The 23,714-nt window shown below is 71.1% G+C and carries 19 protein-coding genes and 4 tRNA genes; 9 read left to right on the top strand and 14 right to left on the bottom strand.

The genetic code is table 11. From position 1 onward, the window contains the following. Positions 1-1,188 (top strand): FAD-dependent monooxygenase, encoded by a 1,188-nt coding sequence (locus tag HNR10_RS13075; RefSeq protein ID WP_179823521.1) that lies wholly within the window; start codon positions 1-3, stop codon positions 1,186-1,188. Positions 1,189-1,218: 30 nt separating this feature from the next. Here HNR10_RS13075 and HNR10_RS13080 read toward each other — a convergent pair whose 3' ends face one another. Together HNR10_RS13080 and HNR10_RS31715 are read right to left on the bottom strand one after the other, a co-directional pair. Beyond that, positions 1,219-1,734, bottom strand: a complete 516-nt coding sequence (locus HNR10_RS13080; RefSeq protein WP_179823523.1) for a hypothetical protein — start codon at positions 1,732-1,734, stop codon at positions 1,219-1,221. 66 nt (positions 1,735-1,800) lie between these two features. Further along, entirely contained in the window at positions 1,801-3,510 is a 1,710-nt protein-coding gene (locus tag HNR10_RS31715; protein ID WP_179823525.1) for a helix-turn-helix domain-containing protein, read from the bottom strand. Between the two features lie 165 nt (positions 3,511-3,675). On the opposite strand from HNR10_RS31715, the gene HNR10_RS13090 reads away from it, so the two are divergent. Both HNR10_RS13090 and HNR10_RS13095 read left to right on the top strand, forming a co-directional pair. Continuing rightward, the gene (locus HNR10_RS13090; protein WP_179823527.1) at positions 3,676-4,785 is read left to right on the top strand and encodes a zinc-binding dehydrogenase; all 1,110 of its coding nucleotides are present in this window, start codon (positions 3,676-3,678) and stop codon (positions 4,783-4,785) included. Between the two features lie 60 nt (positions 4,786-4,845). Next, positions 4,846-6,381, top strand: coding sequence for a hypothetical protein (locus HNR10_RS13095; protein WP_218897740.1), 1,536 nt, complete (start codon positions 4,846-4,848; stop codon positions 6,379-6,381). A gap of 132 nt (positions 6,382-6,513) precedes the next feature. Here HNR10_RS13095 and HNR10_RS13100 read toward each other — a convergent pair. From HNR10_RS13100 to HNR10_RS13115, 4 genes are all read right to left on the bottom strand, one after another. Further along, positions 6,514-6,587: transfer RNA gene (locus HNR10_RS13100), tRNA-Phe, on the bottom strand. Positions 6,588-6,614: 27 nt separating this feature from the next. After that, a tRNA-Asp gene (locus tag HNR10_RS13105) sits at positions 6,615-6,689 on the bottom strand. A 90-nt stretch (positions 6,690-6,779) separates the two neighbouring features. Next, positions 6,780-6,852, bottom strand: a tRNA-Glu gene (locus HNR10_RS13110). Positions 6,853-6,946: 94 nt separating this feature from the next. After that, positions 6,947-8,452 carry a metallophosphoesterase family protein gene (locus HNR10_RS13115; RefSeq protein WP_179829707.1) on the bottom strand — a complete coding sequence of 502 codons (1,506 nt, stop codon included), beginning with the start codon at positions 8,450-8,452 and terminating at the stop codon, positions 6,947-6,949. Positions 8,453-8,667: 215 nt separating this feature from the next. On the opposite strand from HNR10_RS13115, the gene HNR10_RS13120 reads away from it, so the two are divergent. Beyond that, a complete protein-coding gene (locus HNR10_RS13120; protein WP_179823529.1) occupies positions 8,668-9,018 on the top strand; it encodes a metallopeptidase family protein in 351 nt (116 codons plus the stop codon). Between the two features lie 461 nt (positions 9,019-9,479). Further along, a complete protein-coding gene (locus HNR10_RS13125; RefSeq protein ID WP_179823530.1) occupies positions 9,480-10,787 on the top strand; it encodes an MFS transporter in 1,308 nt (435 codons plus the stop codon). A 330-nt stretch (positions 10,788-11,117) separates the two neighbouring features. Here HNR10_RS13125 and HNR10_RS13130 read toward each other — a convergent pair whose 3' ends face one another. From HNR10_RS13130 to HNR10_RS31210, 5 genes are all read right to left on the bottom strand, one after another. Further along, entirely contained in the window at positions 11,118-11,375 is a 258-nt protein-coding gene (locus HNR10_RS13130) for a PspC domain-containing protein (protein WP_179823532.1), read from the bottom strand. A gap of 366 nt (positions 11,376-11,741) precedes the next feature. Continuing rightward, positions 11,742-13,463 (bottom strand): MDR family MFS transporter, encoded by a 1,722-nt coding sequence (locus tag HNR10_RS13135; protein ID WP_179823534.1) that lies wholly within the window; start codon positions 13,461-13,463, stop codon positions 11,742-11,744. A gap of 33 nt (positions 13,464-13,496) precedes the next feature. Further along, on the bottom strand, positions 13,497-14,102 hold the full coding sequence (locus tag HNR10_RS13140; protein WP_179823536.1) for a TetR/AcrR family transcriptional regulator: 606 nt from the start codon (positions 14,100-14,102) through the stop codon (positions 13,497-13,499). A 125-nt stretch (positions 14,103-14,227) separates the two neighbouring features. Next, complete coding sequence (locus tag HNR10_RS13145) at positions 14,228-14,620, bottom strand: PPOX class F420-dependent oxidoreductase (RefSeq protein WP_179823538.1); 393 nt, start codon at positions 14,618-14,620, stop codon at positions 14,228-14,230. A gap of 108 nt (positions 14,621-14,728) precedes the next feature. Further along, positions 14,729-15,475 (bottom strand): TetR/AcrR family transcriptional regulator, encoded by a 747-nt coding sequence (locus tag HNR10_RS31210; protein ID WP_312889237.1) that lies wholly within the window; start codon positions 15,473-15,475, stop codon positions 14,729-14,731. Between the two features lie 139 nt (positions 15,476-15,614). Between HNR10_RS31210 and HNR10_RS13155 the strand changes: the two genes are divergently transcribed. From HNR10_RS13155 to HNR10_RS13170, 4 genes are all read left to right on the top strand, one after another. Continuing rightward, on the top strand, positions 15,615-17,021 hold the full coding sequence (locus tag HNR10_RS13155; RefSeq protein WP_179823540.1) for an NAD(P)/FAD-dependent oxidoreductase: 1,407 nt from the start codon (positions 15,615-15,617) through the stop codon (positions 17,019-17,021). Beyond that, the gene (locus tag HNR10_RS13160; RefSeq protein ID WP_179823542.1) at positions 17,018-18,223 is read left to right on the top strand and encodes a cytochrome P450; all 1,206 of its coding nucleotides are present in this window, start codon (positions 17,018-17,020) and stop codon (positions 18,221-18,223) included. The genes HNR10_RS13155 and HNR10_RS13160 overlap by 4 nt, the downstream gene beginning before the upstream one ends. Positions 18,224-18,272: 49 nt before the next feature. Continuing rightward, a complete protein-coding gene (locus HNR10_RS13165) occupies positions 18,273-18,473 on the top strand; it encodes a ferredoxin (protein ID WP_179823545.1) in 201 nt (66 codons plus the stop codon). A 200-nt stretch (positions 18,474-18,673) separates the two neighbouring features. Beyond that, a tRNA-Lys gene (locus HNR10_RS13170) sits at positions 18,674-18,749 on the top strand. 172 nt (positions 18,750-18,921) lie between these two features. Here the strand turns inward: HNR10_RS13170 and HNR10_RS13175 are convergent. The 3 genes from HNR10_RS13175 to HNR10_RS13185 form a co-directional block, all read right to left on the bottom strand. After that, positions 18,922-19,335: a hypothetical protein gene (locus HNR10_RS13175; RefSeq protein WP_179823546.1), complete on the bottom strand. Its 414-nt coding sequence runs from the start codon at positions 19,333-19,335 to the stop codon at positions 18,922-18,924. Positions 19,336-19,482: 147 nt separating this feature from the next. After that, the gene (locus HNR10_RS13180; RefSeq protein WP_179823548.1) at positions 19,483-20,127 is read right to left on the bottom strand and encodes a DUF4333 domain-containing protein; all 645 of its coding nucleotides are present in this window, start codon (positions 20,125-20,127) and stop codon (positions 19,483-19,485) included. 141 nt (positions 20,128-20,268) lie between these two features. Beyond that, positions 20,269-23,496: an AfsR/SARP family transcriptional regulator gene (locus tag HNR10_RS13185; RefSeq protein WP_179823550.1), complete on the bottom strand. Its 3,228-nt coding sequence runs from the start codon at positions 23,494-23,496 to the stop codon at positions 20,269-20,271. Between the last annotated feature and the right edge of the window lie 218 nt (positions 23,497-23,714).

Consider the following 23,714-nt stretch of genomic DNA (forward strand, 5'->3'; position numbering starts at 1 on the left):
ATGACCGCCCACGACACCTCACCGTCCGCCGGCCGGAGCGCCCTCATCGTCGGCGCCGGCATCGCCGGCCAGGCCGCCGCCCTGCGCCTGCACCAGGCGGGCTGGCGCGTCCGGGTCGTCGAACGCGCCGCCCGGCGCCGCGGCGGCGGGTACGCCGTCGCCTTCGCGGGCATCGGCTACGACGCCGCCGAGCGGATGGGCGTGCTGCCCGACCTGCTCGACCGGCACATCACGCCGGACGCCCTGGTCTACGTGAAGAAGGACGGCAGGAGGGCGTTCACCGTGCCCGGCCCGACCGTGCGGGCCATGGCGGGCGAGCGCAACCTCAACCTGCTGCGCGGCGATATCGAGGACGTCTTCCACCAGAAGGTGCGCGAGCACGCCGAGTTCACCTTCGGCACCACCGTCGAGCGGATCGAACAGGACGCCGACGGCGTGCGCGCCACGCTCAGCGACGGGACCGAGGCCACCGCGGACCTGCTCATCGGCGCCGACGGCCTGCACTCGGCCACCCGCGCCCAGGTCTTCGGCCCGGAGTCGGAGTACCGGCGCGACCTGCGGCACATGGTGGGCGTGTTCATGCTCGACCACCTGCCCGAGGGCCTGACGCCCGGCACCACCGCCTCGGTCACCGACACCGGCCGGACCCTGGCCGTCATCGACCTGGGGGAGAACGGAGCGGCGGCCTTCTTCGGCTACCGGTCGGAGGAGTCCGACCGCGAACTCGCCGAGGGCCCGCACACCACGATCCCGCGCGCCTACGGGGACATGGGCTGGGTGGCGCCCCAGGTGCTGGACCAGCTCGCCGCGGCGGACGACGTGTACTTCGACACCGTCAGCCAGATGGAGGTGGACGGGTGGAGCCGCGGCCGCGTGGTCCTGCTCGGCGACGCCGCCTGGTGCGTCACCCTCTTCGCCGGGTACGGCTCGGCCCTGGCCGTCGGCGGCGCCGACGCCCTGGGCGCCGCCCTGGAGGAGCACCCGGACGACCTTCCGGCCGCCCTGGCCGCGTGGGAGCGGCGGATCCGCCCGGAGGCCGAGCGCAAGCAGCGCCTGGGCCGCCAGGTCAAGGGCCTGTACGCGCCCAAGGACCCGTTGAGCCTGTGGCTGCGCGACCTGCCTCTGCGCATGGCCTCCAACCCGCTCATGAGCCGCTTCCTCCAGCGCCGCCTCCAGATCCGCGGCTGAGGGGGTGGCCCCGCCGCCCGTCTGCTCCGGTCAGGAGGACCGCTCCTCCTGGAGCAACCGGGCGGCGGTACCCCCGACGACGGCGCACCCGAGCAACATCAGCAGGAAGTACCGGCCGGTCTGCGGGTCGGCGACGTCGCTGAAGTATGCGGATTCCGCGGCAGCGGCGGCGGCCAACGCCCACTCGACCAGCAGGAGGGCCGGCGGCACACACGCCAGCCCCACAACGGCCCCCAGCCAGAAGCGGGACGGACGGAACAGGTAGCGGACCACGGCCCCCGCCAGCGCTGCCACGGCCACCCAGAGCAGGACGGAGAGGAGCGTGGTGTCGTCGCCCGACGGAACCCAGCTCTCGTCACTCGCCCACGGCAGAGCACGCGACAGGAACGCGACGACCGTGCCCCCGGTCAGCAGGGCCGTGGCGACCCGCAGCCGTTCCGCCTCGTAGGCGTGCGCGTGGAAGCGCGCCTCCAGGCGCTGGAGCCGCTGTCGGAGCTGCTCGGTCTCACTCGGGCGGTCGTTCGTGGACGGCGGGGAAGGCGGCATGCGGTGTTCTCCTGAATGCGTGGTCGATCGAACACCCGTAGGGAACCACGGCCGCGCGGATCAGGTTCAGGCGGGGCGGCGCAGACCCACCTGTGCGTCGCGCACGTGCAGCGCCAGGTGCGTCTCCAGACGGCGCGGCGAGGCGTCCCACCCCGCGCCGAGCAGGACCCCGATGCGGGCGAGCCGCTGCCGCACGGTGTTGCGGTGCAGGTGCAGGAGTTCGGCGACCCGCGCCACGCTGCCGTCGGTCTCCAGGTAGTGGAAGGCGGTACGCGCCAGGTCGGTGCCCCGCTCGTCGTCGTAGTCCAGCAGCGGGTCGACGGCGCGGGTGAGCGACCGCGGCAGGCCGCCGGCCCGTGCGAGGTCGAGCAGGGCGTGCACCATGCCCAGTTGCTCGCCGTCGAGCACGCCGTCCCGGCCCAGCGTGACGAGCGAGCCGAGGGCGAGCGAGGCGCGCCGGTGCGCGTCGGGCAGGTCCCGCGGCGCCGTGACCGGGCCGGCGGAGCCCGCCCGCAGCGGCCAGCCGCGGGCGTCGAACGCGGCGCGCAGCCCGTCCTCCCACCCGGGCGAGGCGGTGAGCAGGCACAGGTGGTCGTCGTGCACGGTCATCACGGTCCGCCCGATCGCGGCGCGCAGCACCTGGCGGTACCGCCGCGCGTCCGCGAAGGACACGTCCAGGGCCACGCACCACAGGCGGTCGTCCGAGCGCAGGCCCCATCGGCGCATCCGCCGCTCCAGCCGGTCGTGCGGCAGGTCCACGCCGGAGAGCAGGTCGTCGACCAGTTCGTGCTGGCCGCGCAGGTCGGCGTCCTCCTCCGCACGCGAGAAGAGCAGGGCGAGGGCGGCGTGCACGGCGACCCTCTCCATCAGCGCCCTGCCGTCGGCGTCCAGGACCGATCCCGTGTGCAGGGTGCCCAGGGTCTCGGCCGCCGCGGTGATCGCGACGGCGGTACCGGGTTCGGGGACGGCGTCGGTGTCGGTGTCGGTGTCGGCGCCATCGGCGCCGGTGTCGGCGCCGGCCGCGTCCCGGTCCACGGTCGCGGCGAGCAGCCCGCCCGAGGCGTCCCGCAGGTAGAGGTCGTCGTCGAGCGCTCCGCGGCCGATGGTGAGCACCCGGTCGACGTCCGGGGAGACCATCACCGCGTCCAGGAGCCTGCGGTCGAGCTCCAGCATCCGGGTGGCCAGCTGCAGCTCGGCGGCGCTGCGCCGGTGCTCCACGTTGAGCAGCTCGGTCCGGCGGGCCATCTCCTCGAAGCGCAGCGAGTTGTCGATGGCGACCGCCGCCTGCTTGGCGATCGACTCGACGCAGCTGACCTCCTCCGGCTCGAACCGCCGCGAGCGCCGTTCGGCCACGATGAGCGCGCCGATCACCCGGCCCGCCACGGTCAGCGGGGCGCCCATGATCGTCTCGACCGCCTCGGCCCGCACGATCTCGTCCACCTCGGGGTCGTGGACGACCGACGTGTCGGTCAGGTACCCGGAGGTCTGGAAGGGCGCCAGGCCGGTCGCCACCTGGCCCAGCACCCCGACCCCGAGCGGCATCCGCAGGGCCCGGTAGGCGGGCGTGGTCACGCCGTCGGACTGGCGGATGTAGGTGTCGCCGCGCTCGGGGTCGTTGAGGCTGATGTAGGCCATGTCCGCGCCGACGATGGCGCGGGTGCGGCGCACGATCGCCTGGAGGACGGCCTCCACGTCCCGCAGCGCGGTGAGGTCCGTGGCCGTGTCGAGCAGGACCCTCAGCAGGTCCTCACGCGAGCGCCGCATGGTGTTCGCCATGCACACAGCGTACCCGGATCAGTGGTCGCCAGCACATCGTGTCCGTCGTCACCGCCACGTTAAGTTTCCGTAAGTTGCCTGGTCATCCGCCACGCGGTGGCGCGAACCGGGTCCCACGACCCGTACGGCCTCCTCGCGTGGGCCGACAAGGAAGGACGGACGACGGTGCAGATCACCGGGGCGGTACTGGAGCAGATCGGGCGGCGGCGCCCGTACGCGGAGTCGACCCCCATCAGCGTGGCCCGGGTGGAGCTCGCCGAGCCCGGCCCGACCGAGGTCCGGGTGCGGATCGAGGCGGCCGGGGTGTGCCACTCCGACCTGTCGGTGCTCGACGGCAACCGCGTCCGACCGGTCCCGATGCTGCTCGGCCACGAGGCCGCCGGCCGCGTCGATGCGGTCGGCACCGAGGTGACCGACGTCGCCGTCGGCCGCCGCGTGGTGATGACGTTCCTGCCGCGCTGCGGCGAGTGCGACGGCTGCCGGACGGACGGCCGGCTGCCCTGCGGCCCCGGCGGAGCCGCCAACAACGACGGCCGGCTGCTGCACGGGTCGCGCCACCTCACCCGCGACGGCGAGACCGTCCACCACCACCTGGGCGTCTCCGGCTTCGCCACGCACGCCGTCGTGGACCGCGCCTCCCTGGTCCCCGTCGACGACGACGTGCCGGCCGAGATCGCGGCGGTCCTGGGCTGCGCGGTGCTCACCGGCGGCGGCGCGATGCTCAACGCGGTGCGGCCCGCGCCGGGCGAGAGCGTCATGGTCGTCGGCCTGGGCGGGGTCGGCGTGGCCGCACTGCTGGCCGCCGTCGCGGAGGGCGCCGGCGACGTCATCGCCGTCGACACGCTCCCCGAGAAGCTGGACCTGGCCCGGCGGCTGGGCGCCACCCACGCCTGCACACCCGGCGAGGTGGCCGCCCAAGGGATCAGGGCCTCCCACGCCATCGAGTGCGCGGGGCACCCGCGCGCCTTCGAGACCGCGTTCGCCGCGACCGCACCGGGCGGGCGCACCGTGACGGTGGGCCTGCCGAGCCCGGCCGCCACGGCGGAGCTCTCACCGCTCACGATGACCGCCGAGGCCCGCACCGTCATCGGGTCCTACCTGGGGTCCGCCGTCCCCGCGCGCGACATCCCGAGGTTCGCCCAGTGGTGGCGCGAGGGCCGCCTGCCCGTCGAGCACCTGATCAGCCGCCGGATCCGGCTGGAGGAGATCAACGAGGCCATGGACGAACTCGCCGAGGGCAGGGCCGTCCGCCAGGTCATCGTCTTCGACGAGTGACCCCCGAGTAGCCACCGACCCGGGCGCGACCGTGCCCGGGGATCACGAAAGCACTGGTCAATGAGTCAGACACCCTCCCAGCCGGACGCGGTTTCGGCCTCGGACGCGGCCTCGCCGCACTGGAAGGCGGGACCGTTCGAGGTCCGCCTGCCCTTCGTGCACTACAGGTTCCAGTGGCAGGACTACACGCAGGGCCTGGTCATGTGCGCGGTCGACCTCGCCGCGATCCCGCTGCTGACCGAACTCCTCGGGATGCCGTTCGAGGCGGCGCTCGCCGTCGTCGTCCTCAACGGCCTCCTCTACCTGCTCCACCACCTGCTGGGCGACCCGGTCGTGCCCGGCTGGATCACGCCGGCCGTCCCGCTGCTGATGGTCTACTGCCAGCAGTTCCCCGAGGGCCCCGAACGGGTCCAGGCGCTGGTCGCGTTCCAACTCGTGCTGGCGGCGCTGTCGATCACCCTGGGCGTGACCGGCCTCGCCGCGAAGGTGGTCCGCTTCATCCCCAACGCGCTGCGCGCGGGGATCGTGGTGGGCGCCGGCTTCGCGGCGGTGCAGAGCGTCTTCGCCGAGGGCGGCCGGTTCGAGACCTTCCCGTGGACGATCTCGATCGCGGTCGGCCTAGCCTTCCTCCTGCTGTACTCCAAGGGCTTCGCCAGGGCGCAGCGGCGCAGCAGGGTGCTGCGGCTGATCGGCAGCCTCGGCATCCTGCCGTGCATCCTGCTCGCCGTCGTCGTCGCCCCGCTCTTCGGCGAGGCGCCGTGGCCGACCCTGGAATGGGGCTTCGCCACACCCGACTTCGTCACCCTGTGGACGGAGTACACGGTCTTCGGTGTGGGCTTCCCGCCGGCGATGATGCTGCTCACCGCGATCCCGACCGTGGCCGCCGCCTACATCGTGGTCTTCGGCGACGTCCTGCAGGCGCGGGCCGTCCTCGACGAGGCCTCCGAGGTCCGCACCGACGAGAAGGTCTCCTACAATCCCAACCGCGCCCACATGATCTTCGGCGCACGCAACGCCATCATGGGCGTCATCGGCCCGGACGTCACCATGTGCGGCCCCCTGTGGGCGGCCATGCACGTGGCCATCTCGGAGCGGTACAAGAAGGGCCGCGACGCGATGCAGTCCATATTCGGCGGCGCCGGCTCGTTCCGCTGGGGCACCAACACCGGCCTGTGGCTGCTGCCGATCGTCTCGCTCGTCGAACCCGTCCTGGGCGTGGCGCTCGCCCTGACCCTCATCATCCAGGGGTTCGTGAGCGTCAAGGTCGGCATCCTCGAAGCGCGCAGCCGCACCGACCTGGGCATCGCCGGGGTCACCGGCGCCGTCCTGGCCCTGAACGGAGCCGCCTGGGGCTTCGCGGTGGGCATCGTGCTCTGCCTGCTCGTGTACGGCCGCCGGTTCTTCTCCGGCGAGGACGACGGCGTGATCAACCACAGCGGGAAGGCCACCGGCAAGGGGGTGCCCGAGGGAGGGGTGCAGCCCGAGGGACGGGTGGAATCGGACGGAACCCCGGAGCCGACCGGTCGGAGGGAGCCCACCGGCCGGAAGGCGCCCGCCGGTCAGGGGAACCCCGCGGAGAACGCGGTGGAGGGCTGACCGCTCGACGATGAGCCGACCGCCGACCCGAAGGGCCCGGACCCCGTGTCCGGGCCCTCAGCCATGCCCCCACAGACACGAAAAACGCCCGGAGCCTGTGGGCTTCCGGGCGTTGGTGCTGCTCATACCGGGTGGCTAGGGGCGGGGTCGAACCGCCGACCTTCCGCTTTTCAGGCGGACGCTCGTACCAACTGAGCTACCTAGCCGCGTGCGACGATCTCTCGATCTCGCAGCGGTCCTGACGGGATTTGAACCCGCGGCCTCCACCTTGACAGGGTGGCGAGCACTCCTAACTGCTCCACAGGACCTTGTTCTGTTGTCGCACCCGGTCGCAGTGACCTGGCGCGTTGTCGCGGTACTCATTCTGCCAGATGTCCGACAGTGCTCGAACCGCGCCGTACCCCCAACGGGATTCGAACCCGCGCTACCGCCTTGAAAGGGCGGCGTCCTAGGCCGCTAGACGATGGGGGCCCGTGTGACAGGTTCAGCATAGGGGAGATCGTCACCAACACCAAAGTGATTCTTCCCGTCGGGCACCCCGAGCCGACCTGCGCGAACCCCCACCCTACGGGGTTCGTTCCGGTTCCGTGGCATCCTCCTCGGACGCCTCCGGCTCGTCTCCCACGGGCCGATCCGGATCCGGCTCGACATGCCGCTCCACCTGCGCCGACGTCAGGCCGATCCCACCGAGGTCGATATCGTCGCGGGCCTGGAGGCGCCCGGTCTCGACGTCGAAGTACAGCACCGACGCCTGGTACGGCGTCGGCCGCCCCATCCCGTGATCAAGCCCACTCAAACCGGCCCCGCCCGTGGACCCCTGCACGAGGAAACGTGTCCCCTCGTCGCCCAGCGCGGTCGAGCGCATGTGGTCGCCGCCCGTCAGCACCAGGGGCACCGCGCCGTCGAACGCGTCCCCCTGGGTTCGGGTGTGCAGCACAGCGACGTCGACCCCGTCCCCGGCCACCGACGCCGCCTGGTCCTCCCCCAGCGCCGCCACGGCCTCCTCGTCCGGGTTGAGCCGGGTCGCGTCCGGCGTGTACCGGGGATCGCCCGCACCGAAGAAGGTCAGACCCGCGACCTCCTCGGTGTCCTCGTCCAGCACCACCGCGTTCGGCTGGGCCTCGACCGCGCGCTGCGTTCCCATGGAGTCGTGCTCGCCGCGCACCCACACGTACGGCACCTCCAGGTCGGCGATCTCGTCGGCGAAGACGTCCTCGGCCGCGCTGCCCCGGTCGGTCAGGTCGCCCGAGTCCACGATCACGTCGACCGCGTACTGCTCGCGCAACGTGCGGATGATGCTCCACGACGCGGGGTTGAGCTGGATGTCGGACACGTGCAGCACGCGGACGACCGACTCGTCCTCTTCGTACACCGGCAGCGTCGACGTCGCCTCGTAGATCATCGCGACGTTGCCCACGAGTCCGGCGAGCTGCTCCTGGTACTGGTTGAACCGGCTGACCACGGCCTCCGCGCCGCCCACGACCTGCGGCGCGCCGGCGATCAGCCCGGTGTAGCGGGGCTCGGCGATGGCGCTCGGGTTGAAGGACGACGCCGCCAGCGCCCCGGACGCCACGAGCACCGCCAGCGAGACGAGTCCGCTGAACAGCGACCGCCACACGCTCCGGAACAGGAGCAGTCCCATGAGCACGGCGCCCAGCGTGGCGGCCACGAGGGCGCGGACCAGCAGCGAGATCACGCCCGCGCGCAGGTCCGAACCGATACCGGCGGCCATGCGGTTGATGGCGTCGGGGTCCGCGAACATCTCCTCGGCGGCCGACAGCCGGATGTCGGAGATGGTCGCATTCAGCCGGAGGGGCGCGTCGTGCGTGTCGAAGGCGAGCTGCCCCAGGGGTCGGACGTCGACGACCGTCTCGCCCTCCCACTGAGGGCTCAGCCCCAGGGTGACGTCGGCCGGGCCGATCGGAGTGACGACCTCCCCGCCGAGCGCGAGCCCCAGCCAGCCCCCGACCAGACCGGCCACGACGACGCCGCCCCACCGCCACGCGCGCCCGGCGCGCACCCGGTCGAAGGCACCACGGTAGTCGTAAGCACGAATCGCTTCCCAAGACACCACACCCCCATCATGCCGGTGACGCGGCCCGTTCCCAACGCTTCCTCCCGCCCGGAGCGCTTTTGTGCCGTCGCGCCCCGCCCGCCGGGTGCGCTCCGACCTCGTCCGCCAGGTGCGCACCGGCCTCGCCCGCCGGGTGGGTCCGCCGAGGGCCTACCCGCCGACCCGCCGCACCACGACCCCGCCGTCCCACCGCGCCGCTCCGAGGCCGCACAATGGCAGACGTGGTGGACATCGCACGCGCAGAATTCGAGGAACTGGTCGCCGACGCGCTGGACCGGATCCCTCCGGAGCTGACCCGCCTGATGGACAACGTGGTCATCACGGTCGAGGACGAGTCCCCTGACGGGCTTCTCGGCCTCTACGAGGGCATCCCGCTGACCGAGCGCGGCGACGGCTACTTCGGCGTGCTGCCGGACCAGATCTTCGTCTACCGGCTCAACATCTGCTCCTACTGCGAGACGCCCGAACAGGTGGTGGAGGAGGTCCTGGTGACGGTCGTGCACGAGATCGCCCACCACTTCGGCATCGACGACGCGCGCCTGGGCGACCTCGGCTGGGGATGACCTCGCGGACACTCGCCCTACCGCCCTACGGATCGGCGGACGGCCCTACGACCGGGCGGACGACCACGGGCGGGTGGCCTCGGACGGGTGACCAGGCGGGTGGCCTCCGACGGGTGACCGCGCGCCGGAGGCGACCACGCGCCGCATTTCGGTTCTCGGTTCCTGAAGAAACCTGATTCCATTTCGGGTTCCGAGCGTGTCCGACTGAAAACGCTTCGCGTGGCAAAAGGACCGGACCAATCACCTCAATCACCCCAGGAACACCACGCCTAGCAGCGATAACACCAGAAAGCCCCCGGATCCAGTTCCGTGCCGAATCCCGGCAATCCCCCTCACCCGCAGCAACGAAACAGACACAAATTTCCCGAACGGGCTTGCGACGTAGCCCACCTTCCGGAACCGTTGGTCATTGAGACACGACACAGCGTGATTTCAACCATGTAACAGTTAGGGAGTGCCGGGTGGCCGAACCGCGCCTTGACCACACACCCGAAGACGAGGACAGATCCCCCTCCTCGGAAGCCCCGGACGACTCGTGGCGGAGCAGCTACCGCCAGGTCATGGCCATCGGCGAGTTCCGATCCCTCTGGCTCGCCCACGCCCTGTCGACCATCGGTTCCAACCTGCTCAACATCGCGGCCGTGACGCTGGTGTTCCAGCAGACCGACTCGCCCCTCGCCGCGGGATTCACGCTGGCGCTGACGTTCCTGCCCCCACTCATCGCGGGCCCCCTGCTGTCCGGCGTCGCCGACATCTTCCCCCGCCGCCGCGTGATGGTCGTCTGCGACCTGCTCCGCGCGTCCCTGATCTTCGCGATCGGCATCCCGGGCGTGCCGCTCTGGGCGATCTGGGCCCTGCTGTTCTGCTCGGTGCTGCCCACGCTGCCGTTCGCCGCCGCCCGTGCCGCGCTGCTGACCGAGATCGTCCAGGGCGAGCGCTACGTCGCCGGCCTGGCGATCTTCCAGCTGACCGCCCAGGTCGGCACTCTGGCCGGACTGGCCGCGGGCGGCTACATAGCCGCCATGCTCGGCGTCAACATGGCCTTCATGGCCAACGGAGCCGTGATCGTCCTGGCGGCGCTCATCGTGTTGTTCGGCGTGCGGTCACGGCCCTCCCCACGGGCCGAGGCCTCCGAGCGCCCGCGTCTGCCGGTGATGATCCGCGACGGGTCCAAGCTCGTGTTCGGCGACCACCGCCTGCGCACCCTGGCACTCCTGGCCTGGCTCGCGGGCCTGTACATGATCCCCTACGGGCTGGCCAGCCCGCTGTCGGAGCAGGTCGGCGGCGGCCCCACCTCGGCCGGCCTGATCATGGCGGGTCCGTTCATCGGCGCGTTCTTCGGCGGCTTCGTCCTCACCCGGCTCATCCCGCCGCCCACGCGGATCCGTATGCTCGGCCCGCTGGCCGTGCTCGCGTCGCTGCCCCTGCTGCTGTGGCTCTTCGATCCGCCGCTATGGCTGATGATCGTGGCGCTGGCGGTGAGCGGGGCGTGCAGCTCCTACCAGATCGTCGCCAACGCGGCCTTCGTCCTGTGCGTTCCCAAGGAAGGCCGGGGTCTGGCGTTCGGCCTGGTCGCCGCAGGCCTGCAGACCGCTCAGGGCCTGGGCTTCCTGCTCGCCGGACTCCTCGCCGAGTCGTTCAACCCCAACGCCGTCGTCGTGTGCGCCGGCGCGGTGGGGATCGTCCTGGCGGCCGGGCTCGCGTTGCCGTGGGCGCGCCTGGCGGGCCACACCGTCGAACTCATGAACCAGACGGAGAAGGCGTCCTAGGAGATGGCTCCCCCGCGGACGTCCTGGCGGGAGGGGGCTCGCCGTCGCCCGCGTGGCGTTCCCGGCACCGCCTCCTGCTTCCCGCTCCCCGTCGTCCGTCCCGCGCTCTCACTGCTCGCTGCTTCTCCGGCGGCCTGCCGCTTCGTGTGACCACGGCGTCGGCGGCCTGCCGCTTCGGCCGACCACGGTGTCGGCCACCGTCGGCGTCGACCGGCTACTGCTCCCGGCCGCCGTCGGCCGAGGAGTCGCGGGCCTCGTCGCCCTCGCACTCCTCACGCGGGGCGTCGATGTCGCGTCGCTGCCACCCGGGGTGGGCTCTCAGGGTCCACATCAGTTCTGGCTCGGCTTTCCTTGGAAGTTGCGGATGATCTGCTCCAGCAGGGAGCGCTGCTCGTGCTCGGCGGGCATCAGCAGCCACGCCAGGATGTAGACGAAGACGCCGCCGCCGAGGAACGCGAAGACCACGAAGATCAGGCGGACGATGGTGGCGTCGATCCCGGTGTAGGCGGCGATGCCCCCGCACACGCCGGTCAGGAACCGGTCGGAGTCGCTGCGGCTGAAGCGCTTGGTCGTGAAGTTCTCGCTCATGTCTCCAGACTGCCTCCTCACCACGATGATTCCCATCGGGGACAGCCCTGGGCCGCCCCTGACATCCCCCCGACCCCCTGGGAAGGGAGCAGGTGGGGGCGGCGGAACGCCCCCGTACCGAGTGAGACGGCACGGGGGCGCGAGTCGTTCCTGAGGCGTGCGGCACATCTTGTTCATGCTGTCAGCCGGTGGTGACATTGCCACGGCAGAGGCCGTCGGCCGGCCAGCGGGACCGCCGGGCCGCGGTGCCGCTGCCGACCCTCGGCCCCCACCCCAGCAGACGTGTCGGCAGGCGTCCCAGCAGGTCTGCCGTCGCGCGTGTCGGCGGGCGTCCGGCGGACGATCCGGCGGACGGCCCGCCGAACCTCAGGCGGACGTGTCGGCGCGCGTGTCGGCAGGCGCCCCGGCAGAAGTATCGGTGCCCTCGGCCCCGGAACCGGACTCCCCGCCGGGCGCCCCGGCAGAAGTATCGGTGCCCTCGGCCCCGGACCCTGCCCCTGACCCGTCACCCTCACCGTCCCCGGACCCCGCACCGGATTCCTCCCCCTCCTCCGGAGCAGGACCGACGGTCGTCGCCAGGGGCTTCTCGGTGATGAACCAGGACAACACGAAGCCCACCAGCGCGATCGGCACCGCGTACAGGAAGATCGGCGGCAGCGCGCCCGCGAAGGCCTGCTCGATGAACGCGCGCACCGGCTCCGGCAGGGACTGGAGCATCTGCGGGGTCATGGAGCTGATCCCGGCTTCGCCGCCCTCGAACTCCACTCCGCCCCCGGGCGCCTCCGCCATCCGCTCGTTGAGCCGTGACACGAAGATCGACCCGAACACCGCGATGCCGAAGGACGCGCCGATCTGGCGGAAGTAGTTGTTGGCCGACGTCGCCGCTCCGAGGTCCCGCCGGGGCGCGGTGTTCTGCACGATGAGCACGAGGTTCTGCATCACCATGCCGACGCCCAGGCCCAGGACGAGCATCGCGGACCCGTTGTAGAGGTACGTCGTGTCGGTGTCCATCCGCGACAGCAGGACCAGGCCCACCATGATGATGGCGGTGCCGATGATCGGCCAGTGCTTGTAGCGACCGGTGGCGGAGATGAGTCGACCGGTCGTGATGGTGCTGGTGAGCATTCCGGCCACCATGGGGATCATCAGCAGCCCTGACTCGGTGGCGCTGGCGCCCTTGACCATCTGGAAGAACGTCGGCAGGTAGGACACGGTCGAGAACATCGCGATGCCGACGGTGATGCCGATGATCGCCGTGAGCACGAAGTCGCGGTCCCGGAACAGGCGCAGCGGGAGGATGGGCTCCGCGGCACGCTGCTCGACCAGCACGAACAGGCCGGCGGCGACCACCGCGCCCACCGCGAGCCCGATGATCTGCGGGCTGACCCAGTCGTAGGTGTGACCGCCCCAGCTCGTGACCAGCACCAGGCACACGCTCGTCGCGGCGAGCAGAAGCGTGCCGAGGTAGTCGAGTCTGGGTCTGGGGCCGGACGGCCTGGGCAGGCGGATCGTGACGATGGCCGTGACCAGTGCGATCGCGCCCAGCGGCAGGTTGATGTAGAAGATCCAGCGCCAGTCGAGCTGGTCGGTGAAGAAGCCGCCGAGCAGCGGCCCGGCGATCGACGCCAGCCCGAAGACACCGCCGAGCACGCCCATGTACTTGCCGCGCTCACGCGGGGAGACGACGTCGGCGATGATCGCCTGCGCGCTGATCATCAGCCCGCCGCCGCCGATGCCCTGTAGGGCACGGAAGAGGATCAGCTGGGTCATGTCCTGCGCGAGTCCGGCCAGGACCGAGCCCAGGAGGAACACGGCGATCGCGAAGATGTACACGTACCGGCGGCCGAAGATGTCGCCCGCCTTGCCGTAGATGGGCATGCCGACGGTGGCCGCGAGCATGTAGGCCGTCACGACCCAGGAGAGGTGCTCGAGGCCGTTGAGCTCTCCGACGATCGTGGGCAGCGCGGTCGCCACGATGGTCTGGTCGAGTGCGGCCAGCAGCATCGTGAGGATGATCGCCAGGAAGATCCAGCGCAACCGTGAGCGGCCGACGCCGGGCTCGGCCGGCGGCGCGGTGGGTGTGGACATGGGACTCCGTTCGCCTGCGGGAGGCGTCCCGGGTCAACGGACGGGGCCGAAGGCCTCGCCGAGGTTCTGGAAGGCTTCTCGGAGCTTCGCGCGGACGTCCGCGATCTGCTCGCCCTCCTCGAAGTGGAGGCGCTTCATGGTCTGCCGCATCACCGCCATGGCCGCGGCGGCGACCACGAACGGGCGGTTCTCCCCCGGCGGGTCCCCCCACCGCTCGGCGATGACCGCGGCCACTTCGAGCTCCACTGTGTGGAAGCGCCCGAAGAAGCCGCGGGCGAGCTGGGGCTCGCGCTCCATGAGTTGCTTGCGCATCCGCATCCTGCGCCGGTGCGAGACGAGGTCTTCGGTGTTGACCAGGAACGATGTGAGCATGGTGATCAGGTCCTCGACGAAGTCGCCGGAGGGCCCGCCGGAGGCGAACTCCTGCCGTACCGGTTCGTCGGGACGTGCGGGGAGGTCGCCGAGGACCGCGTCCTCCTTCGAGGCGAAGTAGTTGAAGAACGTCCGCGAGGACACGTCGGCCTCGGCCGCGATCTCCTCCACCGTCACGTGCTCCAGGCCGCGCTCCAGGAAGAGCTCCAGTGCCGCCTCCTGGAGAGCGCGGCGTGTGGCCGTCTTCTTCCGTTCACGCAGCCCCATGCGTTCCTCCCCCGTACACCGACGATTGTTGCACGCTCTGCAAGCTTTCTCAAGATGAATTATTTCACTAGGCGCAAGAGAACGGCCCCGCCCGAGGGCGGAGCCGTTCGTCGAAGCCGCGCTTCCTACATCTTCGTCGAGTGCGCGGGGCGAACGTACACCACCACCCGCTCGTCACCCGGCTGGTGCCAGGGGTAGACGTCCTCGTTGAGGTACTTCTTGGCCATCGCGTTGATGAAGGCGTTGTCCGGGTCGTCCTCGATCCTGTCCACCTCCCCGCGCACCTCGACGTACCGGTAGGGGTTCTCCGGGTCCTGCACCGAGATCGAGATCCGCCGGTCCCGACCCAGGTTGCGCACCTTCTGCCGGGTCTTGGTCTGGCTGAACCGGAGGAACTCCCCGTCCCAGTCGATCCAGACGGGGTTCACCTGCGGCTCGCCCTTGGGGCCGAGCGTGGCCACGTGTCCGTACGAGGGCTTGGTGAGGATGTCCTGCCGGTCCTCGGGCACCACTGCCATGGTTTCCTCCACAACGTCGGGGTCGGGTCGCATCGAGTAGACCAAGCCCGCCGTTCGGCGCCAAGGCGGCTCGCCCTGCCGATTCCGGGACGAGCCCCGGGCGGGGTGTCAGACCTGGCCGGGGACGCGCTCCGCCGTCATCGAGCGGACGTCGGGATACAGGGCCGTGAGCAGCGGCCAGGTGAGCGCCGCCATCTCGTCGGGCGTGCGCGGGCAGTCGTTCTGGAGCCAGTCGGTGGCGGTGGAGATGAGCGCGCCCGCGATGAAGGCCGCCGCCACGTCGTACGGCGCGTCCGCCCGGCCCGAACCATGGCAGGTGTCGGGGTCCGGGGCGGGGCCGGCGCTGGAGCCGGAGGTCGGGCCGGTGGCGGGAGCGGGGCCAGGGGTGGTGCCGGGGCCGGGGTCGAGGCCAGGACCGGGGTCGGGGGCGGAGCCGTGGCCTCGCAGGACGTCCACCATGGCGGCGTGGCAGGCGTCCGTCGTCCGCCGGCGGAGGTGGTCGATGACGCGCGCGCTGCCCTGGGGTCCGAGCACGGCGCGGAACAGGCCGGCGTGCTCGGCGAGGTTGGCGAAGAAGAGCCGGAGCCTGGTCGTGGCGTTCCCGCGGTCGGGTTTCGGGATCGCGTCGACCACCGAGTCGATCACCGCCGTGCACGCGGCCTCGGAGAGTTCGTGCACGTCGCGGTAGTGGTCGTAGAACGTCGACCGGCTCACGCCGGCCTGCTTGACGACGTCGGCGACGCTCACCCGGGACAGGTCCTGGTCCTTGATGATCTCGGTCAGCGCGTCCTGCAGGGCCGCCTGCGTACGGCGAACACGCCGGTCAACGGGCTGGCCTCGGTCTGCTCTCGTCACCACCACGTGCCACAGCTTATGCCATCCCTACACATGCAGGTTAACCTACTGATGTATGAAAACCTACAGATGTAGGTTAACTTGGCGAGTGGCGCCACGACAGCCGGTTCCGGCGCCTCCAGGGCAGTGAGGATGTGTGATGGGGACAGGCGCACAGCACGGTGACGACGCGGGCCCGCCGCCCGACCCGCCGTCGGGCGTCACGATCGTCGGCGCGTCGGCCGCCGGCCTGTCGACCGCGGAGGCGCTGCGCCGGCGCGGCTACCAGGGGCGGCTGCGACTGCTCGACGCGGAGGACCGGCTCCCCTACGACCGGCCGCCGCTGTCCAAGCAGGTCCTGTCCGGCGAGTGGGAACCGTCGCGGGCGCGGCTGCGCGGCCCCGACCAGTGGGCCGCTCTGGACGCCGAACTCCTCCTCGGCGAGCGCGCCGTGTCCCTGGACTCCCGGACCCGGACGGTCACGACCGGCACCGGCCGGGTCCTGGAGGACGACGTCCTCGTCCTGGCCACCGGCCTGACGCCCGCGATGCTGCCCGGCCAGGACGGCCTCGCCGGCGCCCATGTCCTGCGCGGCCTCGACCACGCCCTGGCCCTGCGCCGCGACCTGGCCGCCGCTGGACGGGTGGTCGTCGTCGGCGAGGGCGTCCTCGGCGCGGAGATCGCCGCCACCGCCCGCGGGCTCGGCCTGGACGTCACCCTGGTGGGCCTCGGCCGCACGCTCCTGGCCGACCAGCTGGGCGACACCGTCGGCGGCGCCCTCACCGCGCTGCACGCCGAGCGCGGGGTGCGGCTGCGCCTCGGATCGGCGGTCGAGTCCCTGGTCGGCGACTCCGGCCGGGTGCGCGGAGTGCGCCTGGCCGACGGCGAGGTCCTGCCCGCGGACGTGGTCGTGACCGCCGTCGGGTCGCGTCCGGCGACCGCCTGGCTGGAGGGCAGCGGGCTCCGGCTCGGCGACGGTGTCGAGACCGACTCGCGGTGCCGCGCCGCTCCCGGGATCTACGCGCTGGGCGACGCCGCGTCCTGGTACCACGAGGGGCTCGGCCGACGGCTGCGCCTGGAGAACCGCACCCACGCCGTCGAGCAGGCCCAGGCCGTGGCGTCCGCGATCCTCGGCGCCGACCGCCCCTACACCCCCGTTCCCTACTTCTGGACCGACCAGTACGAGGCCCGGATCCAGGCCCACGGGACACCGTCGCCCGGGGCGAAGGTCTCGATCGCCGAGGGCGACGTGGCCGACCGCCGGTTCGTCGCCGTGTACACCGTGGACGGCCGGGTCACCGGCGTTCTCGGCTGGAACATGCCCAAACAGGCCCGCCTGCTGCGCCAGAAGCACCTCGCCCCGCCGGCCGCGCGCCGCTCCCCGCAACCCTCCGTGCCCTGGCCCGGGGGCCTCCCGCCGCCCCGACCGACAACACCGACCACACCGACGTCAGCCGCCCCGGCGCCGGACGAGCAGACAGCGACACCGACACCGACCGCGACGCCCGCCGAACCGGCGCCGAACGACACCAGTTCAGACCCGAGAAAGAAGGTAGGACCGCCATGAGTGAGAACGACCAGGTCCTCGACTTCCCCCTGCGGAGCGACGAGGCGCTGGAACCGCCCGCGGAATGGGCCGAACTGCGGGAGAAGTGCCCGGTGGCCAGGGTGAGGTTCCCGACCGGTGACGAGGCCAAGCTGATCACCCGCTACGAGGACGTGAAGCAGGTCCTGTCCGACCCCCGCTTCACCCGCAGGCTCGACGCCGAGGACGCGGCCCAGCTCTCCGCCGACGGCGGCGTGTTCAACAGCGAGATGTCGTCGATGGTCCCGGACAGCGGAGAGGGGCACCTGCGGTGGCGCCGGCTGGTCGGCAAGTGGTTCACGGCCAAGCGGATGTCCGCGCTGCGCCCGTCGATGGAGGCCATCGCCGACGAGCTCATCGACGCCATGGTCGAGGGCGGTCGGCCCGGCGACCTCAAGGCGGCCCTGGGCTTCCCGCTGCCGGTGTACGTCATCTGCGACATCCTCGGCGTGCCCGCCGAGGACCGGGACCGCTTCTCGTACTGGTCCGACGCCCTGCTCAACCTCACCCGCTACTCGGGGGATGAGAACGCCGCGGCGATGGGCGCGTTCGTCGAGTACATGTCCGCGCACATCGCCGCCAAGCGCGCCGAGCCGGGCGAGGACCTGCTCAGCGAGCTGATCAAGGAGACCGGGGCGGACGGAGGCCTCAGCGACCAGGAGCTCCTGGGAACCGGGATCGGCCTGCTGGTCGCCGGGCACGAGACGACGGCGAACATGATCGGGAAGATGGTCTCCATGCTGCTGGCCGACCGCACCCGGTGGGAGGCCCTGCTGGCCGACCCGTCGCTGGTGCGCACGGCCGTGGAGGAGTCGCTGCGCTTCGATGCCAACGCGGGCGTCGGCCTGCCCCGCTACCTGCCCGAGGACGGCGAGGCCTCCGGCGAGGTGCTCCCGGGCGGCACCACCGTGATGTGCAGCATGGCCTCGGCCAACCGCGACGAGTCGGTCTTCGAGGGCGCCGACGAGATGGACCTGACCCGCAGCCCCAACCCGCACCTGGCCTTCGGGGCGGGAGCCCACTCCTGCCTGGGTCAGGCCCTGGCTCGCACCGAACTCCAGGTCGTCCTGACCGTGCTGCTGCGCAGGCTCCCCACCCTGGAGCTCGCCGTGCCGCCGGAGGAGCTGGAGCGCGTGGACGGACTGGTCGTCGGCGGCCTGCGCGAGGTGCCGGTCCGCTGGTGAGCGGTCCCGGCCGAGGAGAGGAAGAGGCAGAAGGAGAGGTAGGGGACGTATGAAGATCACCGTGGACGAGGACAAGTGCTGCGGCGCGGGCCAGTGCGTGCTGATCGCGCCCGAGGTGTTCGACCAGCGCGACGACGACGGGATCGTCGTGCTGCTGGACGCCGCGCCCCCGGAGGACCAGCACGCGCTGGTCCGCGAGTCCGCCGCGGTCTGCCCGGCCGCCGCCATCGAGGTCGCCGAGGACGCCTGAGGGCGGTTCTGCTCCGCCCGGCCGGGCGGAGCAGGGCTGGAGGGGCGTTCCGTGGTGCGCGCCGACGCCCCTCCCGGGACGCCCCGGGAACCCCGCCGAAAACCCACCTCGGGGGACCAATCCCCTGCGCTGTAGCCGCTGTGGTATCCGGTAGACTCGGGCCTTGGCAACGCGACCCCGGGCCACCCGGGGTCCGCCACGGGGCCTTAGCTCAATTGGCAGAGCAGCGGACTTTTAATCCGCGGGTTCAGGGTTCGATCCCCTGGGGCCCTACCACCGAAACCCCAGGTCAGAGCACATTTAGCGTGCTCCCGACCTGGGGTTTTCGCATACCTGGGGCCTCGCAGATGCTCCTGGTGTGCTCCGTGTTTTAGCGTCGGACGCTGGTTGGAGCACCCGGAGCCCGCGAGGAACGAGCGGACAAGGGCGAACGAACTGGAGGTCGGTGTCAGCCGGGCGTGATCCCGTAGTGCTCGCGGATCTGGCTTACCCGGGGGTTCCCGTTGAACCCGACCCGACTGGGATGAGCCGTGGCCGTGCCGTCCTCGTTCTCGTAATCGACATACAGCGTCAGAGAATCGTCCAGGTCGGCCGACGCGGCGAATGCTCGGAGCACTTCCTCCATCACTGCGGTCACCTCCGGTTCAGTGGTGCCGCTGATCGTGACCGACCCCTTCTGGCTCGAGTGGGTGAGTGACATCTCGCAGGTGAACTCCACCGCGGCCACGCCCTCGACTGATACTGCGGCGGCGGTCAGCGCCTCCTCGCACTCGCGCTCGGAGCCGCCGGTGCACCCTGTGAGGGCGGAGACGACTGCTATCGCCAGGCCGGCCGAGGTGAGAAGTGTCCAGTGTCCGCGCATACAAAGTTCCTTCCATGGGGTCCGGGGCCGAGGGGAACGAACATGAACCGTCCCGGTTCTCTCATGCTTCGGCTTCGTTCCCCGGCATGCGTATTCGGACCACACGCCCTGCAGCGGTAGCTCGCGACAAGGTGCAGTTCAGCCGAACTAGTTCGGTGTCGGGGCCACCTCGACACTGATGTTCCACTGGTCGCCCTCGACGCCGGTGAACGTGACCGTGGCGTCGTGTTCGGCTCCGGTCGTGGCGTCGATCAGCGTGCACTCGACGGACCTGCCGTTGAAGGGGTTGATATCGAGATCCCCGCACTCGATGTCGGGACGCTGCCCTGTCTCCTGCTCCAGCGCGTCCGCGGCCGCCTCCTCGACGGCGGTGACCGAGACCCTGTCGACCCCGCCTTCCGTGTCGGCCGGTTCGCCGGGGGCCTCGGACGGTGTCGCGGGTTCCGGCTCGGCTTGTCCGGTCTCTTCCGCGTTCTGCCCCTGCGAGCTCGAGGCCACCTCGACATCGACGTTCCACTGGTCGCCCTCAACCCCGGTGAACGTGACGACGGCGTCGTACTCGTCGCCGGTGCCGGGGTCGGTCACCACACAGTCGACTTCCTTGGCCGCGATGGCGATGATGCTGTCGTCGCCGCAGTCAACGTCGGGACGCTCCCCTGTCTCCTGCTCGAGCGCGTCCGCGGCCGCCTGCGCGAGCGCCTCTCCGGCAACCGTCGGACCGGCTTCGAAGCTGCATGCCGAGAGGGCGAAGGCGGCGAACGTCAGCGGCAGGGCACGTCGTAGGGGATGCACTGTCTGGCCTTTCCATGGGAGTCGATTCGGGCCGGTTCCGGCCGAGCCGGTCAATGACCGACTTGGATCGTAGAAGCTGCCCGCACGGATCGTGCACGGCTCATGCGTGCAGGAGCCGGTCGCTCCGCAGAGGCGAGTGGACTACCTCTGGTCCGCCAGGTCCTCCGGGATGGCGGCACCCATGTCCGTGTACAGGGCTCGGGCCTCGTCGCGGTACCGACGGGCGGTCTGCGCGTCGCCCTCGGCGAGGGCGACGCGGGAGATGACCGACAGCGCAACCGCCTCGCCCGGCCTGTGGCCGGTCTGCCTGCAGGCCGACAGCGCTCGGTCCGCCTTCTCCACGGCGCTGCGGAGCCGCCCCGCCTGCAACTCGATCTCAGCGAGCTGATTGAGCGCCTGGCCTTCCAGGAACCGGTAGTCGCCCTCACGGGCGGCCCGAAGGGCCCGCACCGCTTGCGCTTCGGCCCGGTCGGCGTCGCCCCGGCGGTACAACGCCCGCGACTTCCCCACCATCGCTTCGACCCGGTGCAGCATGGTACTGCCGTGCTCGGTCGCGTCCAGCACGCGATCGTAGTGAGCGATCGCCTCGCCGTGCCCTCCCGCGGCGTCGTGGGCCGCCGCCAGCGTGACCATGGCGGACGTCCTGATCCGGTGGTCGGCGGCGTCCGTCCGCGTCTCGACCACCCCTTTCGCGTGCGCCAAGGCCTCTTCGGTGCGCCCGGCGGCCAGCCAGAGCCGTGCGGTCGCCCCCTCGATGTCACCGGACCTGTCGAAACCGAGGCCGTCGCGCTCCAGTTCGGCCGCCTTGTCCAGATGGGCGCCGGCCAGGTCGAGCCGCCCGCGAAAGAGTTCGATCTCGGCCATATGGGTCAGCAGCACGGCCTTGACCGATTCGGTTCCCGCCTCCCCGGCGAGTGTCAGCGCTTGGCCGAAGTACTCGATTCCGGTGTCGAGCTTGTCCACAAGGGAGTGCAGGATTCCCAGCCAGTGCAGGTTGGTGCATTGGGCCCGGCGGTCTCCGAGTGTCCGGTTGACGTTCAGCGCCGCGCGGGCATGGCCGATTCCTTCACGCATCCGACCCGCGTAGAAGGCTCCGGACGCCAGGTTTCCCTCGGCTGAAGCCTCGCCGGCGGCCCAGCCGGTCCGCCTCGCGAGGTCGGCGGCGGCACGTCCGTGCTCCATCGCCTCCCCCACACGGTTGCACCGGATCAGGGCGCAGGCCATGCCGAGCTCGGCCGAGGCCTGGCCGAGGTGGTCTCCGGCACTGGTCGCCGCTGCCAGTGCGGCCCGGCTGATCCGCAGCCCGTCGCTGCCGAGCATGCCCAGCCAGACGTACCCGCGCAGTGCGTCGGCCAGAAGCCAGGCGTAGTGGGGCGGTCCGTGTTCGACGGCGTGCTCGACGGCGGCGACGAGGTTGGTCCACTCGGCTTTCATCCATCGAGCGGCCTCCTCCTCCGTCCGGGGAAGGTCCTCGTCGGACCCCCTCGGTATCGGCAGCCTCGCGTACTCGAACTCCGGGTAGAGGAGCGAGCGGCAGGCATCGGCGGTGTGGAGGTACCAGCCGAGCAGGCGGGCCGAGGCCGCTGACCGCTCATGGTCCGGTTCTTCGGTCCTGACGAGTTCGGCCGCGTAGAGGCCGAGCAGGTCGTGGAGTCGGTAGCGCCCAGGTCGGCCGTGTTCGACCATGTGCGCGTCCGTCAGTTGGCGCAGCGCCCGTGCGGCCTCCTCCCTGGTGCCTCCATGAAGGTGGGTCGCGCTGTCGATACCGAAGTCGGGACCGGGAAGTGTGCCGAGGAGACGGAACATCCTGGCCGTGTCGGCTTCGAGGAAACGGTAGGACCAGGAGAAGACCGCCCGGAGGTCCACTGACTCGTCGCCACCCGTCAGGGCGTCGAGGCGTGAGGTCTCGAGCTCGTCGGCGATGGCGCTCAGCGGGTGGCCGGGCTGCGTCATGGCCTTGGCGGCGGCTATCGCGAGGGCCAGCGGCACCCCCGCGCAGGCGGTCAGGATGCGCTCCACCGACTCGGGCTCGGCCTCGAGACGCTGCCCGCCCAGTTGCCATCCGAGCAGGGAGAGAGCCTCGTTCCGGTTCAACGCCCCGACTTCGATGATCCTGGCCCCGTGGGAGACGGCGAGGCCGGTCAGTTGGCGCCGACTGGTCACGACCGTGTGCACGTTCGAGGAGTTCGGCAGGAGCGGTCGTATCTGGGTCGCGTCGCGTGCGTTGTCGAGTATGAGCAGACGACGCTCATCGCCGATGATGCTGCGGTAGAGCGAGACCAGGGCGTCGGGATCGACGGGGATCCTCCGCGGCTCCACGCCCATCGAACCGAGCAGGAGTCGGGCCGCTTCGGTCGGCTCCATCGTGGGCCCGAACGGAGTGAACCCGCGCAGGTCGAGGTAGATCCTCCCACCAGGGAACCGGTCGGCGGAACGGTGGCCCCAGTGCAGGGCCAGCATCGTCTTCCCGACGCCTCCGGCACCGGTCAGAACCACGAGCGGAACCGAGGGTGCGTCCGCCAACTCCTCCAGCACCGCCAGTGTCCCGCTTCTACCGGCGAAGGCGGCCGTTCCCGCGGGGAGCGTCAGCGGCGCGATCGTCGAGGTTCCCCCCTGTGTCCCGACATCCAGGCTCGGGTCCTCGCGCAGGATCGCGGTGTGCAGATCACGTAGCGGTCGGCCGGGGTCGACGCCCAACTCGGCGGCCAACCGGTCACAGACATCGGTGTAGACACGGAGGGCCTCCGGGCCGAGCCCGCAGCGGTACAGGGCCAGCATCAGCAGTTCTGTGAAGCGCTGACGGTGCGGGTGTTCCAGACTCAGCCTCCGCAGTTCGTTCACCAACAGCTCGTGGCGGCCGAGGCGCAGTCCGATGTCGATGCGCTCCTCGGTCAGCGTGAGCCGGTAGTCGTCGAGTCTGCGTGCTGAGGCCTCGAGGGCCTTCCCGGACAGGCCGGTCAGTGACGGACCGCGCCATTCGGACAGCGCGTGGTGGAGTGCGCGCTCGGCCTCGCCCAGTCGCCCCGCCGCCCGGTGCCGCAGCGCCGAGGACTCGGCTCGTTCGCAGCGCAGCACGTCGAGCTCGTCCGTTTCGACGTCGATCCGGTAGCCCGTCCCCACCTTCCGCAGCCGCTCTCCGGCCGTCCCGAGCCGTCGCCGGAGGGCCGATGCGATGTTCTGCACCTGCCTGACGGCGGTCGCGGGCGGCTGGTCGTCCCAGAGCCCCTCGATCAGGCGTTCCGTGGGGACCACTCGGTTCGCCTGGTCGAGCAGTATCGCCAACAGCCTCGGGTGGTGGCGCCCGCTGATCTCGACAGGCCCCTCGGGTGTACGGACTTCGAGCAATCCCAGAATGCCGAAATCCACCATGGTCTGACCCTCTTCCGTCACCGGGCCCTGAGCTGCGAGCTCAACCTGACGATGCTTTCCGGTGCAGTGTAGAGGTGGCCTGGCATGCCTGGCCCGGTGGCGTGTTCCGCACTTTTCGGAGTCGGCTGTCCCGGACTCCGGGACCACTCGACGTAGGAGGCCCTCGCTGGTGCGCGACGTGCGCGACGAGCGCTACCGGTTGGCGGCAGGACTCGGTC

The sequence above is a fragment of the Nocardiopsis aegyptia genome (genome assembly GCF_013410755.1).
In the GTDB taxonomy this organism is placed as follows: domain Bacteria; phylum Actinomycetota; class Actinomycetes; order Streptosporangiales; family Streptosporangiaceae; genus Nocardiopsis; species Nocardiopsis aegyptia.

Bases quoted from the DNA above. Each gene is read 5' to 3' on its own strand.
- HNR10_RS13075 (WP_179823521.1), top strand. From the start codon at position 1: ATGACCGCCCACGACACCTCACCGTCCGCCGGCCGGAGCGCCCTCATC.
- HNR10_RS13080 (WP_179823523.1), bottom strand. From the start codon at position 1,734: ATGCCGCCTTCCCCGCCGTCCACGAACGACCGCCCGAGTGAGACCGAG.
- HNR10_RS31715 (WP_179823525.1), bottom strand. From the start codon at position 3,510: ATGGCGAACACCATGCGGCGCTCGCGTGAGGACCTGCTGAGGGTCCTG.
- HNR10_RS13095 (WP_218897740.1), top strand. From the start codon at position 4,846: ATGAGTCAGACACCCTCCCAGCCGGACGCGGTTTCGGCCTCGGACGCG.
- HNR10_RS13120 (WP_179823529.1), top strand. From the start codon at position 8,668: ATGGCAGACGTGGTGGACATCGCACGCGCAGAATTCGAGGAACTGGTC.
- HNR10_RS13130 (WP_179823532.1), bottom strand. From the start codon at position 11,375: ATGAGCGAGAACTTCACGACCAAGCGCTTCAGCCGCAGCGACTCCGAC.
- HNR10_RS13135 (WP_179823534.1), bottom strand. From the start codon at position 13,463: ATGTCCACACCCACCGCGCCGCCGGCCGAGCCCGGCGTCGGCCGCTCA.
- HNR10_RS13140 (WP_179823536.1), bottom strand. From the start codon at position 14,102: ATGGGGCTGCGTGAACGGAAGAAGACGGCCACACGCCGCGCTCTCCAG.
- HNR10_RS13145 (WP_179823538.1), bottom strand. From the start codon at position 14,620: ATGGCAGTGGTGCCCGAGGACCGGCAGGACATCCTCACCAAGCCCTCG.
- HNR10_RS13155 (WP_179823540.1), top strand. From the start codon at position 15,615: ATGGGGACAGGCGCACAGCACGGTGACGACGCGGGCCCGCCGCCCGAC.
- HNR10_RS13160 (WP_179823542.1), top strand. From the start codon at position 17,018: ATGAGTGAGAACGACCAGGTCCTCGACTTCCCCCTGCGGAGCGACGAG.
- HNR10_RS13165 (WP_179823545.1), top strand. From the start codon at position 18,273: ATGAAGATCACCGTGGACGAGGACAAGTGCTGCGGCGCGGGCCAGTGC.
- HNR10_RS13175 (WP_179823546.1), bottom strand. From the start codon at position 19,335: ATGCGCGGACACTGGACACTTCTCACCTCGGCCGGCCTGGCGATAGCA.
- HNR10_RS13185 (WP_179823550.1), bottom strand. From the start codon at position 23,496: ATGGTGGATTTCGGCATTCTGGGATTGCTCGAAGTCCGTACACCCGAG.